Below are 16,030 nucleotides of genomic sequence, written 5' to 3' on the forward strand. Positions count from 1 at the left end.
CCCATACAGTAGGTATTTTGTTACCAGAAAACAACTTGGTAAATGTCTGTTTTTCATAAATTTCTTAGTTAAAAATAGAACTTATGATACTGTTCCTATCTCGGCTGATAAATTGATTGATGATTAAAAATTTTGATGTTGTTTCGGAGTCTCATTCCCGGCGCTGTTATAAACAGCTTATGCGTTAATGTGATAGCGCCGGTAAACTTTAAGGCTGAAATGTTAGGTGTACTTTGTTTTTTTCTATCCTATATTCAAACTTTATGGTAAAGCCAATACTGCGTAAAACATTCTCAAGAGATTCGTTATCAAAACGGCCGGTTACGTGATAATCCTTTTCAGGAAATTTGCCTTTGGCGAATTCCACTCCGTACCAGCGTTCCATCCGGCCAAGTGCTTCTTTCAGGGGCAGGTCTTTGAAAAGCAGAATACCCTCCTTCCAGGCAACTTCTTCCTCATAATCGAAAGCGGTTTTTGTAAGACTCCCTGCTGTACTGTTGATTTTTCCCTTTTCGCCAGGCTCCAGTATAAGATGTTGCTGATCATCTACTGTTGTGCGCACCTCTACTTTGCCAGTTACCAATGAAACAGATTGTTCTTTGGTATCAGGAAAAGCATTTATGTTGAAAGTTGTGCCCAGCACCCTGGCCGCTAATTTATCCGTACGCACAATGAATGGCCTGGTGCCTTTGGTCACATCAAAAAAGGCTTCTCCTTTTAAATAAACCTCCCTTACATCATCCTTAAATTCTTTAGGATACATAAGTGTACTGGAAGAGTTTAATACAACCTTAGAACCATCGGGCAGAAAGAAGGTTGCCTTCTGCCCTTTGTTATTCACCTTCTCAACCAGCTTTGGGCCTGCATCATTTTTCCAGTTTCCCGATAGCAGGTGGATTGATAGAGCAACAATCAGAGCACCTGCCAGAACAGCTGCATATCCCAGCAAAGTCCGCATTGAACTTTTTCTTCTGCTTTGCTCATACTGAAGCTGCTCTGCCCTGCTGCTTATTGGTTTTACAACAGCCTCAGCTGGCTTTGTTTTTCCTCCCAGCGCATTGGTGTTTTTTATTCTCTTAAGCAGTTGCTCACTTTCTTTTTCTGAAAGACTTTTTTCATCGAACTGTAGAGACTCCAGTATAATCCTTGCCTGAGCTATTGTTTCTTTCTTTCCAGGATTTTCTGCCAACCATTTTTTCCAATACACACCTGATTCATCATCCTGATGCAATACCCAGTTCCTAAAAGACAGGTCAGACAAAAGATCATCTACGCCACGATCACCTCTCATTAATTACGGCTTTTTATAGCATGAGTCAGCCACCTTGGTTTTTCCACTATCAGAAAACAAAAATTTTTACATCTTTTTGCATTTTGCTCACTAAGGCACAAAATCAACAGGAATAGGGGGAAATGCACCTGCAGCAAAATGGTAACAGAGGCCGCTGCAGCAGGTGATAACGGAAGCAAAAGGTAGTGATGGAAAAGCATGCCACTACAAGCTTTCGCAGCATGCAAAAAAAATCAGGGGCCTGAATTATCAGCGGCCTGAATTATGAGAGACCCTGGGCTTTAGCCTGATGGAGCCAGTAAAAAATTCCAATAGATTTATCAACACCAGTAACAACAATAACACCAGTAACTACTCACGATAATCTTTACAAACATGAATCATCCCGAATTTTTAAGGAGCTAGTATTTATAATAGAAGTGGCCTCTGGGGATCTCCAGAGGCCACTTCTATTAGCAGTACAGTCTTTGCGAACGCAGCGAAGCGGAGTGCGGAGGCCGCCCCGTGGCAATCTGGCTTCTATGCGCGTAGACGCCAGATTGCTTCGTCGTGCCTCCCGGGCCTCGGTGGCTCGCAAAAACTAATACCTTTAAGCAAAAACAGCCTTGAATGCTATTCCAAGGCTGTTTTTGCTTATTTTATCCCAAATCAAAATTCGGGATGATTCATGTTTATGGATGATGTGTCGTTACTTCTTCGGTATCTGAATAGCCGCTTTCTGCAGCTTCTGTTTCATCGGGTTCGCTAAAAAAGCGGCGCTGCATTAGCAAAATGAGGGCAACGCCAATAAATATGGCAGAGTCGGCAAGGTTAAAAACCGGGCGGAAGAAAATAAAATACTGGCCGCCCCAGCCCGGTACCCAATCGGGTAGCACCCCTTCATAGAGCGGGAAGTAGAGCATATCAATTACCTGGCCATGGAACCAGGGTGTGGGCGCTCCGGGCACCAGGTTGTTTTCCAGAAAAACCCCGTAAAAGATACTGTCAATTAAATTACCCACAGCACCGCCCAGAATAAGGGACATGCTCCAGATAAGCCCGGGATGTGCTTTACGATTGATGAGCAGGCAAATATAATAGCCTATGCCTATGGTGGCAGCAAACCTGAACATGGTGAGCAGTAGCTTGCCCCACTCCCAATCGAGCTTCATGCCAAAGGCCATACCCGGATTGAGGAGATAATGCAGCCTGAACCAATCGCCCAGCACATTCACTTCGCCGGCAATGCCGAGCTCCATATTATAATGGACCAAAAGTTTAACTGTTTGGTCAATGGCAATCACCCCCAGCGCCGCCAAGAAGAACTTCAAATACTTCACCTAATAGCTTGCTTGTTACTGCTTTTGCTTAACAAAAAAAGTAACGCTAAAATTACAGGAATAATACAGATTTGCCAAGATAATGAACACTACTAAAAAAATAAGAATATTTGCCACAGAAGCCGACGCAGCAAAAGCAGTACCGCCAGGCACTTTACGAAAGCTGAAAATAGGTGCTTACACCCTCTGCCTGGCCAATACCCACCAGGGATTTATGGCCATTTCAGATGCCTGCCCGCACCAGCTGGCCTCCCTTAGCGGTGGTACTTTAAATGCCCGGTTGCAGGTAATTTGCCCCCTGCACCAGAAAAGCTACTCGCTTATAACCGGAGAAGAAGGAAGTAAGCGCACACCTCCGGCAGAAACTTTTAAGGTAGAAACCACCGAAGAAGGTATCTTTGTGCACATACCGGCATAAAAAAACCGGAGCTGCACTCCGGTCTGAGTATATACACCTGTTTAACAAAGCGCTGTATAAGAATTGATGGTTTTATCCGTTTTTTGCATACGCAACGCTATACCTTAGGTTCATGAATTTCAGTAGAAAATTTGTACTTTCTTCCACTTTCTTTTTACTAAGAATTTTTGCCCCTTGTTTTGTAGCACTTTATGTATTGATGCCTGCACGGGCAATTGCACAGGAACAAGAGGTGGCGGAGCAATCGCTACTCTGGAAGATATCCGGAGGCGGGCTTAAACAGCCATCCTACCTCTATGGTACTATTCATGCCATTTGTGTAGACGATATGCTGGTATCGGAACCTATGCTGCAGGCAATGCAAAACAGTAAGCAACTGGCGCTGGAAGTAAACATCTCCGATGTTGCCGAGCTAAAGCAGCTGCAGGCAGGCATGCAGATGAAAACGCCAAGTAAGCTAAGCGACTACCTTTCCGAGGGTGAATACAGGCTGGTAGAACGTTTCTACCGCGATTCGCTGGGCGTAGCCCTTAACCAGCTGCAAAGCATGAAGCCTTTCTTTATCAGCTCGCTGCTCTATTCCAAGCTGCTCAACTGCCCGGTGCTTTCTTACGAAATGCAGCTCTCGCGCATGATGGGCCTGCAAAACAAAGCGGTAGTAGGTCTGGAGGGTGCCTCAGATCAGCTAAAAGCCCTGGATGCCATTCCTTACCAGGAGCAGGCTAAGCTGTTATTAGAAGCTGTAAAAAATTATGAAGAACTGAGGGCTGACTTCTGGAACATGGTGGTGAGCTACAAGAACCAGGACCTGGAGAGTCTCTTTTACATTGTACGCGAAACCAGCCTGGGCATGAAAAACTATGAGAAGATTCTGCTGCAGGACCGAAACCGCCGCTGGATGCCTACAGTAGAAACTCTTGCCCGTAACAAGCCCACCTTTTTTGCAGTAGGCGCCGCACACCTGCCAGGCGAAGATGGCCTTATCAGCCTCTTGCGGCGCAGAGGTTATACAGTAGAGCCCCTATTCTACTAAGTGCATACCAGGCTGTGTCCGGATTGAGTGATTAGTGATTCAGTTGTTCTGCATTCGCCGGTTTACACAAAAAAAGTCTGGCCTATGTGTATAAGCCAGACTTTTAGATTGCTCAGTTCAGTTAATGAACTTTATTCTGTGGTGTAGGTAACTACTAGTCTTGGACGTTTACTATCGTCGGCTACATCGCTTGAGGCAAAAACCAAGCTTCTGTAAGAAGACTCTACTTTTTGCTGAATCATATATCCAAAGCTGCTGCCGGCATTTTGTCTTGCATCGCGTACCAGGGCTGTCATGTCTATCTCATAGTTTTGAGTAGTTGATGTGCTGGCAGGAATGCTTACCTGGTTCAGTGTAGTACTGCCAGGTTGCGTATTCCAGGTAACTGTGTTCTCACTCCAGCTTTGGGTAATGCGTTTAATTACGCCTTCGTTTTGCCCCTGGTGTCCAAAATTGTTGTTTGCTTCGTGATGATACAGGTAAAGCGTTGCGCTTTCAATATGTGCTTCAGCCGGTATACTACTCAGGTCAAAATCAAAAAGAGAACGTAATACAGCAGGAGAACCATTAAAGGTACCGGCACTGCCAAGTATTTGTGGATGGGTACTGTAGTTGTTTGCTGGCTGTATATCCCAAACAGTGGCATCTTTGCCAGTGGTAGCATCAGGCTTAAATTCTACAGTTCCGTTGGTTGCCTCTGCAACATCCCGCAGATTCACTACCACAACCGAAGAGCTGGATTGCTGAGCCTTGGCGTCACTTTCAACTACCTGTACCACTATGTTAAACTTTGGATTTGTTTCATAGTCCAGCAAGCCACTGTCTGCAACTTTAAGCTCACCACTTGTTTCATCGATGATAAAAGCTGCTGCTGGGTGCTGGTTTGTAATGCTGTAAAGGAGTGAAACATTCTCCGGATCCTGTGCCTGAACTTTGCCTACTACAGTTCCATTGGGCGTGTTTTCATCAGTGGTAAACTCCTGATCAAAAACAACCGGAGCGTGGTTTTCCTCTTCGCATGCATCGTCTTTGCATCCAAACATCATTAAACCTGCCAGAGAAAGCATTAATGTAAACCTTTGTTTCATCACTAATAAAGCTATGTAATTGATAAAATGGGAATAGCCGCCTAAAGCAGTCTATTTTAAAGTGCCGAAACTAGCTTGTTTTGAACAGCGGGAAAAATCAGATACTTGTATTGTTACACCAATGTAAGATAATCGCTATCCCTTGCGTATAAGCTTTGCTGCTCTAGCTATTCATCAGCCTGGCAATTACCCATCATATCAAAGATCTATCAGCAAATTTCATTATCACAGACAGGCAGCATTAGCGTTGAGTAACATCTACCTGATAGCCTGCTGCAACAATGAATAAAGGATCTATTTCTTAGCTAGCTTTCCCTCTACTAGCTTTAACTGTGTATAAGGTTCCGGCTGTGTCCAGGCTAGGTACACTTTTTCATTCAGGCGTACAAGCTGTGGAAAACCGCTTTTGCGGCTGCTGAGGCTATCGGCCAGGGGCTGTATTTCTCCCATTTGTCCTTCGGGATTTACCTGCCGCAGCACCAGTCTTCCCTCGCCATCGAGCCAGCTTAGCAAGGCACTGCCGCCGGATAAAAGTTTAACGCCTACCCTGCCCATGGGCTGCAGGCTGTCTGCTACCAGCACAGGTCCCCAGCTTTCGCCGGCATCTTCACTAAAGCGGAGCTGCACCCTGTTGTTTCCGCCTGCACCGGTAAACCAGGCTACCGCTACCTTTGCACCCCTGGCATCGGCAGCCGGGCCATTTACCGGGCATGCACGCATTTCCCAGCCATCGTTATGCACAGGCCTGGGCTCCGACCAGCTACCTGCTGCATAGCGGGTGTAGTAGATGTCGCGGATTTCTTCTTCGGAACGGTCGCGGTAAAAAACAATGGCACCTTCCGGTGTTGCTACCATGGCAGTATTGCAGCAGTCGCAGGTACGGCCATCTACCTCAGTGGCTTGCTGCAGCTTGCCATCTGCAGCAAGGGAGCGGAAACGCAGTGTCATTTCACCGCCATGGCCATGACCGTGGGCATCTTCGGCGCCGGCATACTTATTTCCATCCAGCCACACAATGCCCTGCCGGCCTCCGGGTAAAGCAGCAGCACTCACAAAACCATGTTCGGTAGCAGAGCTATCGCTATGCAGGCGCTGAGCAGCTTTACCTGCTTCTTTGTACATAACATGATAGGCATAAGGTGCAGTAGGATCGGCAATCTGCAGAAAAAGTACACCCGGCTGTTTGCCATTCGGCAGCAGGTGGGGGTAATCGGCCCAGTTCACCATCAGGGATTTTCCGGCATGTACTAGTTCCGGCTCCTTCCATATACCTGTAGCGCCATCCATTTCTGCCATCCAGAGCGAGGCAGAATCGGAATTGTGCTGCACCATCCAGCTCATCCAGAGGCGGTTGTTTTCTTCATCTGCCAGCAGGTGCGGGTAACGGGCAAGACTATCGGCAGGAAAGGGCAACTGGCTGAAAACCAGTTGCTCCTCTGCTTTTACTTCTGCTTTTTTTTCTTCTGTTGCACAACCGGCCAGCACAGCTGCAGTTAGCACAAGCAGAGCATAAAACTGTTTGCTCATTGACCTACAAAGAAAACAGCGTTAGCGAAGAATAATTTACCACTGTGCCAGAAGGCACGGAAAAGTGGGTTATCCACCATATAAATAACCTCTCCCTGCCCTTTTTCCTCTACCCCAAACACAAGGGTATTTGCAAGCCTCTCCTGGGCTTGCTGACCCACAAAACCGCTTACAAGCGCGTTCTCTGAACGGATGGTACCAACATTCCAGCCACCTTTCAGGTAGTGGTAACTATCGGCATCGGTCTTTAAACTGAAGTACTCCTGATCATAACCAAATGCCAGGGGATGTGTAGGATCTAGCGTTACCCGGTAAATGCTACCGGCATTGTAGTTGCTGATGGCTTCGCGTTCGCTGTTGGCGTATACTTTCAGGCGCTCCTCCATATTTTCCTCACCTTCTTTTTCTTCTTCAGCAGCCGCTTTTTTCCGCTCAATATTAAGCCCGTCACGTCCGGCAAAAGCATTAACAGCATCTCCCATCAGTATAAGTTTTCCACCGGCACGTACCCAGCCTATCAGCTGTTCGTGAACATCACTGGTAATGGTACCCGAGTAAGACCCCCCTGGCAGGATCAAAACATCGAACTTGTTGATGTCTACCCGATCCAGATAATTAGTACCCAGTACAGTGGCCGGGTAGCCAATCTGCTGATCAAAAAAGTGCCACACCTCTCCAAAAGATAGCGACGAAACACCCTCGCCCGATAGTACAGCTACCTTAGGGGCATCAATATAGCGGATGCTGGAAGAACCAAAATCTTTCCCCTCTGCTACAAAACCGGTACCTACTGCCTGCAGTGGCCGCTCCCAATTACTTGCCGATTCTTTCACCAGAAAATCAAAACGCTCTCCCAGGTGCTGATTACCGGTGCGTGTAATAATAAGCGAGCCTCTGCCGTACTGCCTGCCATTGGTAGTGAAAGGCTCCAGGCTATAGCGCACTTTAATGCCCAGCCGCATCAGCTCTGCCAGAAAGCGGGTATCTTCCAGGCTTTGCCACGGCAACACATAAGCATATGGTTTTTCTGCTGAAATGTTAAGCGCATAAGCCTTGCTATCGGAGGCCGGGCGTGTTGCAATAGGTTCGGCAGCTGCATAAGCCTCCAGCCCAAATACGTAGGGCAGCGACCATGCAGTAATATCGTAGGTTACAGAATCGCTTACCTGGGTGGTAGGATCCATCAGTACCTGCACCAGCACTGCCTTTGGCTGCCTTGCAGAGATCACCAGGTCGCCGGCATTGGTGCGGAAGCTGCTTTCGCGGCCATCGGCATAGCTCCAGCCACGGTAGGTGCGGGTAGCGGCAGCTTCGGCATACTGGATCTGATGAAGGTCCAGAAACTCTTTCAGGGCCTGGCGCTTATCGGGGGCATTCTGTGCCGGAACAAGGTAGCTCAGGTATTTACCCGGGGGGCGCTGGCTAGAAGTGCGAAAGAAACTCTCGAAGTTCCTGATCACCTCCTGCTGGTTGTTGGCCGTTGCCTCTATGGTAGACATACTGGTGGTGTAGTGGTGCAGGATGCGGTCGGTAAGGGTTAAGGTATCGTTCTCGCTGGTAATAATGCCCAGCCCGGCGCGGCCGGAACCGCCCTGCTCGTATGTCATGCCAATAGCGCCGTTAAAGGTGGGGTAGGTATCGCCATAGCTGGGGTAGAGCAGATCGAAACGCTCACGCGTAAAATAGAGCCAGCCGCTTTCATCGAAATAGCGGGTGTTGTTCAAGCCAATGGTAGTCTGGAATTCGCGCTGCCACTCGGTAATGTACTGGTGGTAGGGCTCAGCGGCAGGAGCAAAGTAGTAAGGCTCTTCCACACCCTGCTCATGAAAATCGGCATGGATGTGTGGCAGCCACTGGTTGTATACCTGCATACGCTGCCGGCTTTCGCGCTGCGTTTGCCAGGCCCAGTCGCGGTTCAGGTCAAAAAGATAATGGTTGGGCCGCCCACCGGGCCAGGGCTCCTGGTGTTCGCGTGCTTCGGGCTGCGCATTGTATTGCTCACCTACCACAGAATTGTACCAGTTTACATAACGGTCGCGCCCATCGGGGTTAACCGCCGGATCTATGATTACCACCACATTCTGGAGCCATTCTTCAACATTTTCATTCCTGGCCTCTACCAGGTCGTGCATCACAGCCATGGAGGCCTCTGTACTTACCGATTCGTTGCCATGCACGTTATAGCTAAGCCATACCAGTGCTACTGGCTCTTCTGCCTCTACCCGGCCCTCCAGTACGCCTGCACGCCGCAGGTTGTTCTGCCGTATGCTCTCTAAACGAGCCAGGTTTTCGGGGCTGCTGACAAAGGCCAGCATCAGTGGCCTTTGCTCATAGGTTGTGCCATAGGGCTGTAGTTGTACTTTATTGCTGTTCTCTGCCAGGTACTCGAAATACTGTACTACCCTGTGGTGTGGTGTAAAGCGTGTACCCAGGGTGTAGCCTAGAAATTCATCTGGATTTTTAAGGTTCTGCTGTGCCAGCAAGGGGTTCATGAGACCTGCAAGGCACAGCACACATAGTGTAAAAATTTTCTTCATGTTTGATTTTATCAACTGCAAAAGCTACTGCTATTTTAAAGTTTACACAATTATAATGACTTATGGCCTTAAAAAACTACCAGGCTTTGAAAAGGAACAGATGGTGCCCTTCCGGACTTTCAAGTATTGCTTCTTCAGGCTCAGCGGTGGCAGCGGGTAAAATATGGGCTAACTTAAAACCTTTTTGCTGAAGCAGGCTAAGCTTTTCAGCAGCGTTGGCGTTAAACCAGGTTAGCGCCGGGCTCCGGAATGGATGCCCACAACTGCCTTTTTCATAGAGGCCAACCCTGAGCAGCGGGTGGCTCATGGTAAGCCAGCTGGATATGTCTCCCTCAGGTAATATTTTTTTAAAACCTACACTTTCCCAGAAGATTCTGTTCTCTTCCAGGTTATTTACTTCAAGGCTAATTTCATAAAAAGAGCCGCACAGGCTATGTCCTGTGGCAGGCTGTTTTGGAAAATCAAAATCTTTGAGACTTAGCCAGTAAACTGCTGTACCATCTGGCGCAACCACTCTTATTTTATTATCTTGAACCACAGTTTGTATGCCACTTAGCTGTAAAGCTGCTGCATGGCTGTCTATGGGTTGCTCTGTACAAAAAACAATGCCGGTGCGCCAGTCAGCTTCTGCCGGGCTTAGCTGAACCTGCAAATAGCCATCAGAATAAAGCCTGGTGTTAGCAATTAGGGGAGGATATAGCTCAGTAAAGCCTAAGTTTTCAAAAAAACCGGCAACAGCGGCACTGTCTTGTACTGGCAGGTTTACAATAAAATGATGGGCACGTGGCATAAAATTTTATGGCTTTTTTTGAACAGGTTAATTTACTTATTCTCTCTGTAAAGCCTCTGTTTTTTCTGCAATCGTACTTTTAAATTGAAATTAATGAACCTCTAAAGGAAAGACTCCGTTAAAAATTTTAGTACGCAAGTAAGATATTTTTGAATTTTCAAATATTTTTTTGAATTTTACGTATTAACAGGCGGGTAGTCTGCTCTGAGTGCTTTAAGCAAAGAAGAGTTGGCTGTTTTCCTGTTAACGTTGTAGATGTATAGCATGATTATTGTGTCTGGAATACTTTTAAATCCAGACTTAGCTTCAGTTTAGCCTGAATGACCTCCAGAGTTATTAAAAACATGTGGCTCCGGCTTATGGCCGTAGGAATGATACTGTTACTGTTCACAGTAGCTGTTTCTGCCCAACAATTGTACCCCATGCGCAAATATGACAAGTGGGGCTATATCGATGAATCCGGTCAGTGGATCATTAAACCGCAGTACCAGATGGCGATGGATTTTCATGATGGCCTTGCCATGGTGAAAGATACCTACCAGGGCGGTGAGGTATGGGATTTCATTAATGAGAAAGGGCAGAAGGTTATTCAGTCCGAATACTTTGGCTTTGGTACCTTTATCAAGCTGTATGATTACAAAGTATCCGTTCAGCCGCACGATCATTTTTCAGAAGGCCTGGTGCCTGTAACCATCCAGATCCTGGATCCTACCTATAAGGGTGCCGGTATTAGCGGCTTTCTTAATAAAGAAGGGCAGCTTGAGCTTTACGGGTATTACGATAAGGTATATAATTTTTCTGAAGGACTTGCCCGCATAGAAAAAGGCGGCAAGGTTGGCTATATTAACCGAAATGGCGATTACGCTATTAAGCCAATCTTTAGCGGAGGCGGAGCTTTTGCCAACGGCTTAGCCCCTGCACTGGATGAAGCCACCGGTAAATGGGGCTATATCGACAAGAAAGGCAATTTTGTCATTCAGCCGCAGTTCAGCAAGGCACGTGAGTTCTCCCAGGGTGTGGCCGCGGTATGGAAAGATTTTAAATGGGGCTATATTATGCCCGATGGTTCCGTAGCAGTACCAATGCAGTTTCGCTCTGCCGATTCTTTCTCCAATGGGTACGCCTTTGTTACTACTGAAAATGATGCTTTTTTCATTGACAGGCACGGTAAGAAGGTATTCGACAATGAACTTTACACCAAGCTTTGCCATACGCGCTCTTTTACCAATGGAGCTGCGCTGATGTCTGTTTCTCCTGAAAACAGGGGCTGCAACAGCTACAGACTGGCAGAAGAGGTAATTCTGGAAGATACTAACCTGCTGATGTACCTTAATACTGATGGCAAAGTGATATACCGCCAGGAACTGGAAGAGTACTATACCATCAATAAAATACGGCGGCCTTAGTTGTAATGTGGATAAACGGCATTTATCCCCAAATTTTAAGGCCTTTGCATACAAAAACAGCCATGGAGAGCTCCATGGCTGTTCTTATTTTTAGAGTTATCAACTTATCAACCTATAGCAGTTCATGAGTTACAGGAATGATGCTTCATGAACCTATCCGAATTATGCAGCGCATCTGCAGAAAAGGCAGTTGTTAAGCCACCGGAGGCTTTTGTGGAGGTGGAGGTGTAGTGGTGTTCCTGTCCAGTGGCACATTTTCACGTTCACGCGCTGGCACAGGACCACGCGCAGTTAAAGGCGGTGTGGTTGTAGTACCTGCTGTTTGTGCTGCATTCTCCTGGGCCTCCTCATGATAGAGGTTCTTCAGCAGGTCTATTGCCCTGGCTTTGTCTTCTACTGCTACAAAAACTTCAGCAGCATAATCCGGAGCGGCTGCTACCCAGCCGGCATCTAAACTTTCCTGCATGTGATTTCGCACCAGGGATGCAATTTGGTTCTGGGCCAGAAAATCGTGAACGGTATCGGCCTCTACAGTCGATCCCTGAAATATAGAAATGTTACTTTTATCTTCCATTTTGCCGTATTTATGTTTTGAAATGTTTTTAGAGACAGGTATAGTATTAACGGCAAAGTATCTGAGGAGTTTTAGCATTCTACCCTCTGCCAGAGGCCACAAGCCTGCAGGCAGCGAAGGTTTAAGAGCTATTATTCAGTAATAAACATTTCTTTCTCTGATGCATCTGCCTGGTTTTCTTCGTAAATGCTGCGCACCAGCAGCTCGTAGTCTTCCAGAATACGGCGACGCTTTAATTTAAGCGTTGGCGTTAACTCTCCGCTTTCCACACTCCAGGGTTCTGCTATCAGCCTGAACTGCTTTATCTTTTCCCACTGGCCAAAATTTTTGTTGTACTTATCCAGTTCACGCTGAAATTTATCGATTACCTCTGGTGACTTGATTATGTAGGCATCTGAGGTGTACTTAATGCCATTATGAAGACACCAGTCACGCAGGGCAACAAAATCAGGCACAATCAGGGCTGCAGGAAAACGCTGGCCCTCTCCCACCACCATTACCTGTTCTATTACCTTCGATTCTTTTAGTTTGTTTTCCAGTACCTGCGGGGCAATGTATTTGCCTCCGGAGGTTTTGAACATTTCTTTTTTACGGTCAGTAATGCGCAGGTAACGATTATCCTTTAGTTCTCCCACATCGCCGGTATGGAACCAGCCTTCAGCATCTATTACCTCTGCAGTAAGATCCGGCCTGTTGTAATAGCCCTTCATGATGTTGGGGCCCTTTACCAGGATCTCACCATCTTCTGCTATTTTTACCTCTACCCCTTCCAGCAGCTCTCCTACATAGCCAATCTGCACCCTGCTGGCATCGTTGCGGGTAAAGCTTATACCAGGTGAGGTTTCCGTTAGCCCGTAGGCCTCACAAACAGGAATGCCTGCTGCCCAGAAGATCCTGGCCAGGCGCGGTTGCAGGGCTGCAGCTCCGGAAACAACCATTTTTACATTGCCTCCCAGGGCTTCGCGCCATTTGTTGAAGATAATCTTATTGGCCAGCTTAAGCTGAAAGTTATACCAGCTGCCGGCATCTGCTGCAGGATCATGCCTTTTACCCAGCCCCAGTGCCCAGAAGAAAAGAGTCTTTTTGATGCCCGATAGCCCCGATCCTTTCGCCACAATTTTGGAGTACACCTTCTCCAGCAAACGTGGCACCGTGGTGAACACATGTGGCTTTACCTCCTTCAGGTTATCGCCAATGGTTTCCATGCTTTCGGCATAGTAAATGCTGGCACCAACATTTAAGTAGGCATAGATGGCCGTACGTTCAAAGATATGGCAAATGGGCAGAAAGCTTAGTATGCGCATATCAGGACCAATATCCGGAAACAGATCTGCAACCGATTGCGTGTTGCTAAGAATATTTTTATGCGTTAACATCACCCCTTTTGGGGTTCCGGTAGTGCCAGAGGTGTAAATGATGGTTAACAAATCTTCCGCATCTACTGCTGCTTTAAGCGGTACCAGCTGATTTGTATCTTCATTTTTGCCTTCTTTCAAAATATCCTTCCAGGAGGCTGCGCCGGGTACACTATCGAAAGTATATATTTTTATGGCATTCGGTAAGCCTGCTGCTGCATTACTGGCTTTCCTGTACAGTTCCTCATCGGCCACAAAGGCCATTTTAACACCGGAATCCTTAAATATAAACCTGAATTCATTTTCTGATATGGTAGGATACATCGGTACACTTACGGCACCCAGCTGTTGCAAACCAAAATCTATAAAATTCCACTCAGGCCGGTTTGGAGAAATGATTGCTACATGATCTCCCTTTTCTATGCCCCGCTTACGCAGGCCTATGCTCATCTGGTCTACAATGCGTGCTACATCTTCTGTACTGTAGCTTACCCACTGCCCATTTTGTTTGTAGGCTACCGCATCAGGTTTTGGAAACTCTTTAAGCTGTTGTGTAATTAAATCAAACAGGCGGCTGGGGATCATTATTTTTATGTTATCTATATTATGTTAAAAATTTACACATTTTTATGATATGTTCAAAGCCAAATATGATTCATCTCTAGTTTTGAACAACTATGATTTTTAATAAAAAAGGCTCTGGAAGTAAATCCAGAGCCTTTTTTATGTTGATAAACACCCTTGTAAAATCCGGAATGGGTCGTGTTTAAACTGAATGGATGATCAGCTCAGTTTAATTGGCAAAATCTCCTCTGAGGGTTCTGAATCGCTTTCTGGCCTCTGCAACATACACACTGCCCGGAAAACGTTTCAGGAATTCTGTATACTGCGTTTTGGCCGTTTCATGATCCTGCAGGTATTCTTCATAAAGCCTGGCCCGAAGGAACCAGGCATCATCGGCCAGAATATCAGAAGACCAGTTATCCACCAGGAGGTTTAGCTTATCAACAGCCTGCTGAAATTCTCCCAGTTCTACATAGATATTTGCCTGCCTGTAAAGTATGTCGTCGGTAAGACTGTGGTTTGCATACTCCTTTAGCATGGCATCCAGTTCCTCCAGAGCCTCTTTTTTCTTGTTCTGAAAGAGTAACAGCTCTGAGTTGGCATACCGCTGCATCGGGAGGTCTACGGAGTCTAAATAACTATTGTTTTTGATTAACTGGCTTAAGGCCATGGCATCATTGGCAATTTCGCGGGTGGTAGCTTCTTTTAAAACATCCAGGTGCCCCTGTGCCAGTCCAAACTCCCCTTTGAAATAAGAAAGCCTGGCATTACGTAATTTGGCTTCATATCCCAAAGGATCATCCTTAAAAGCCTTCTCTACCTGTGAGTATAGCAGCGTTGCCTCCCAGGGCTCTGCAGTAAGCAAATAGATATCTCCCAGTGCCATTTTGCTCTGGCCTCTTAAACGGGCAGGGGTACGCGGGTTCTGGATCAGCATGTTCAGGATCTCGGTAGCTTTTGCCTTCTCATCGAGGTAAAAGGCATAGAGCATGGCCATGCTGTTTTGTGCATCAATGGCTGTAGGGTTATTCTCTGCTTCGTTTACCAGCTGTTGATAATCATGGATCAGCTTGCGAATTTCAAGCGTATCTACCGGGTAGGTTGTTTTTACCAGCTGTTCTCTTGATAAAATAAGGTAGCGGCGCGCCAGGTAGTGTTCTGGTAATTCCGGAAAAGCCGTGTTAACATATTCAAAAATCTTGATGGCTCCTGCATAATCCTTGTTCTCCAGCGCTATCTGCCCTATTTCCATCAGCTGCTCCGGACCATCCTTAAAGCGCTTTTGCAGCGCTCTTGCCTGTACAAATGCTCCGTAGAAATTCTTTTGCTGCAGGTGCAGCCATATTAGCAGATCAGAGAACTGCCTGTTTCCAGGCTCCTGCTGTACTCTTTCAAAAAGCAGTGCCTCAAAGGCCTGCAGATCTTCTGGTTCTGTCAGGGCGTTCTGCAGCATATTCTTTGCCTGCTGCATTCTGCTGGGCTGCTGGCGAATGTAGCGAAAGTACTCTTCGAACATCTGATTTTGCTGGCCAAGCAAATTATAAAGCACTGCCATTTGCAGCGAATAAGACTCATCAGGGTTTGGCTGTACCTCACGTGCCCGCTCATAGGTGCGCAGCGCCTTCTCATATAAGCGGTTTGCCATAAGCTGCTGCGCTACGGTATGCGTCTTAAAGTTATTCTTTGCAGCAGCCTCTATGATTTCATTATAAAGCTTGTCTGCTTTTTTGGTTTCGCCCTGCTGTGCATATACCTGCGCCAGATCCAGCTGAAAGCGCTCAGCATTAGCCCTGTTACGGATAAGACGCTGCAGGTAACGCTCAGCTGCCCTGAAATCTTCCTGGTTTATCAACAGGTTCAGGTAATTGTTGTGAATAAGTGCAACGTTAGCTTCATCATCTGCAAGCTCATCGTAAAGCTGTCGTGCTTTGGCTAAATCACCACGCTGAAAATATTCATCGGCCAGTTGTATATCCTGCCTGTCCTGTGCCCAGCTGATGATGGGCAAAAACATAACCAGCAGTAGCAAAAATTTCTTACGCCAGGTACTTATACACATAATTCTCCCCTCTAATACTTATTAATAAAATAAATATTTAAGAAATATATTGTTTCTATTAAGCTGTTA

The 16,030-nt window shown here is 46.6% G+C and carries 12 protein-coding genes; 3 read left to right on the top strand and 9 right to left on the bottom strand.

Annotation, left to right across the window (positions count from 1 at the left end):
* Positions 1-208 precede the first annotated feature (208 nt).
* Complete coding sequence (locus tag KWJ01_RS26075) at positions 209-1,291, bottom strand: FecR family protein (protein ID WP_225000078.1); 1,083 nt, start codon at positions 1,289-1,291, stop codon at positions 209-211.
* A 671-nt stretch (positions 1,292-1,962) separates the two neighbouring features.
* Positions 1,963-2,610, bottom strand: coding sequence for a lipoprotein signal peptidase (locus KWJ01_RS26080; RefSeq protein ID WP_225000079.1), 648 nt, complete (start codon positions 2,608-2,610; stop codon positions 1,963-1,965).
* 82 nt (positions 2,611-2,692) lie between these two features.
* Here KWJ01_RS26080 and KWJ01_RS26085 point away from each other — a divergent pair, with 82 nt between their 5' ends.
* Together KWJ01_RS26085 and KWJ01_RS26090 are read left to right on the top strand one after the other, a co-directional pair.
* Positions 2,693-3,028, top strand: coding sequence for a Rieske 2Fe-2S domain-containing protein (locus tag KWJ01_RS26085; protein ID WP_225000080.1), 336 nt, complete (start codon positions 2,693-2,695; stop codon positions 3,026-3,028).
* Positions 3,029-3,140: 112 nt separating this feature from the next.
* The gene (locus KWJ01_RS26090) at positions 3,141-4,061 is read left to right on the top strand and encodes a TraB/GumN family protein (RefSeq protein WP_225000081.1); all 921 of its coding nucleotides are present in this window, start codon (positions 3,141-3,143) and stop codon (positions 4,059-4,061) included.
* A 131-nt stretch (positions 4,062-4,192) separates the two neighbouring features.
* On the opposite strand, the gene KWJ01_RS26095 is transcribed toward KWJ01_RS26090, so the two are convergent.
* The 4 genes from KWJ01_RS26095 to KWJ01_RS26110 all read right to left on the bottom strand — a co-directional run bounded on the left by KWJ01_RS26095 (position 4,193) and on the right by KWJ01_RS26110 (position 10,003).
* Positions 4,193-5,149, bottom strand: coding sequence for a DNRLRE domain-containing protein (locus KWJ01_RS26095; protein WP_225000082.1), 957 nt, complete (start codon positions 5,147-5,149; stop codon positions 4,193-4,195).
* Positions 5,150-5,443: 294 nt separating this feature from the next.
* Entirely contained in the window at positions 5,444-6,676 is a 1,233-nt protein-coding gene (locus KWJ01_RS26100) for a hypothetical protein (RefSeq protein ID WP_225000083.1), read from the bottom strand.
* Positions 6,673-9,213 carry a M14 family metallopeptidase gene (locus KWJ01_RS26105; protein WP_225000084.1) on the bottom strand — a complete coding sequence of 847 codons (2,541 nt, stop codon included), beginning with the start codon at positions 9,211-9,213 and terminating at the stop codon, positions 6,673-6,675. The genes KWJ01_RS26100 and KWJ01_RS26105 overlap by 4 nt, the downstream gene beginning before the upstream one ends.
* A gap of 76 nt (positions 9,214-9,289) precedes the next feature.
* Entirely contained in the window at positions 9,290-10,003 is a 714-nt protein-coding gene (locus tag KWJ01_RS26110) for a hypothetical protein (protein WP_225000085.1), read from the bottom strand.
* A 422-nt stretch (positions 10,004-10,425) separates the two neighbouring features.
* Here KWJ01_RS26110 and KWJ01_RS26115 point away from each other — a divergent pair, with 422 nt between their 5' ends.
* Complete coding sequence (locus KWJ01_RS26115) at positions 10,426-11,409, top strand: WG repeat-containing protein (RefSeq protein WP_225000086.1); 984 nt, start codon at positions 10,426-10,428, stop codon at positions 11,407-11,409.
* Positions 11,410-11,602: 193 nt separating this feature from the next.
* Here the strand turns inward: KWJ01_RS26115 and KWJ01_RS26120 are convergent, their stop codons facing one another.
* The 3 genes from KWJ01_RS26120 to KWJ01_RS26130 form a co-directional block, all read right to left on the bottom strand.
* A complete protein-coding gene (locus KWJ01_RS26120; RefSeq protein WP_225000087.1) occupies positions 11,603-11,983 on the bottom strand; it encodes a hypothetical protein in 381 nt (126 codons plus the stop codon).
* Between the two features lie 131 nt (positions 11,984-12,114).
* Complete coding sequence (locus KWJ01_RS26125) at positions 12,115-13,923, bottom strand: long-chain fatty acid--CoA ligase (RefSeq protein WP_225000088.1); 1,809 nt, start codon at positions 13,921-13,923, stop codon at positions 12,115-12,117.
* Positions 13,924-14,131: 208 nt separating this feature from the next.
* Complete coding sequence (locus tag KWJ01_RS26130) at positions 14,132-15,961, bottom strand: tetratricopeptide repeat protein (RefSeq protein ID WP_225000089.1); 1,830 nt, start codon at positions 15,959-15,961, stop codon at positions 14,132-14,134.
* Positions 15,962-16,030: the final 69 nt, after the last annotated feature.

The organism is Cesiribacter sp. SM1, assembly GCF_020178975.1.
Classification (GTDB): domain Bacteria; phylum Bacteroidota; class Bacteroidia; order Cytophagales; family Cyclobacteriaceae; genus Cesiribacter.

Coding starts and splice junctions, on each gene's coding strand:
- KWJ01_RS26075 (WP_225000078.1), bottom strand. CDS start 1,291: ATGAGAGGTGATCGTGGCGTAGATGATCTTTTGTCTGACCTGTCTTTT.
- KWJ01_RS26085 (WP_225000080.1), top strand. CDS start 2,693: ATGAACACTACTAAAAAAATAAGAATATTTGCCACAGAAGCCGACGCA.
- KWJ01_RS26090 (WP_225000081.1), top strand. CDS start 3,141: ATGAATTTCAGTAGAAAATTTGTACTTTCTTCCACTTTCTTTTTACTA.
- KWJ01_RS26095 (WP_225000082.1), bottom strand. CDS start 5,149: ATGAAACAAAGGTTTACATTAATGCTTTCTCTGGCAGGTTTAATGATG.
- KWJ01_RS26100 (WP_225000083.1), bottom strand. CDS start 6,676: ATGAGCAAACAGTTTTATGCTCTGCTTGTGCTAACTGCAGCTGTGCTG.
- KWJ01_RS26105 (WP_225000084.1), bottom strand. CDS start 9,213: ATGAAGAAAATTTTTACACTATGTGTGCTGTGCCTTGCAGGTCTCATG.
- KWJ01_RS26110 (WP_225000085.1), bottom strand. CDS start 10,003: ATGCCACGTGCCCATCATTTTATTGTAAACCTGCCAGTACAAGACAGT.
- KWJ01_RS26115 (WP_225000086.1), top strand. CDS start 10,426: ATGCGCAAATATGACAAGTGGGGCTATATCGATGAATCCGGTCAGTGG.
- KWJ01_RS26120 (WP_225000087.1), bottom strand. CDS start 11,983: ATGGAAGATAAAAGTAACATTTCTATATTTCAGGGATCGACTGTAGAG.
- KWJ01_RS26125 (WP_225000088.1), bottom strand. CDS start 13,923: ATGATCCCCAGCCGCCTGTTTGATTTAATTACACAACAGCTTAAAGAG.
- KWJ01_RS26130 (WP_225000089.1), bottom strand. CDS start 15,961: ATGTGTATAAGTACCTGGCGTAAGAAATTTTTGCTACTGCTGGTTATG.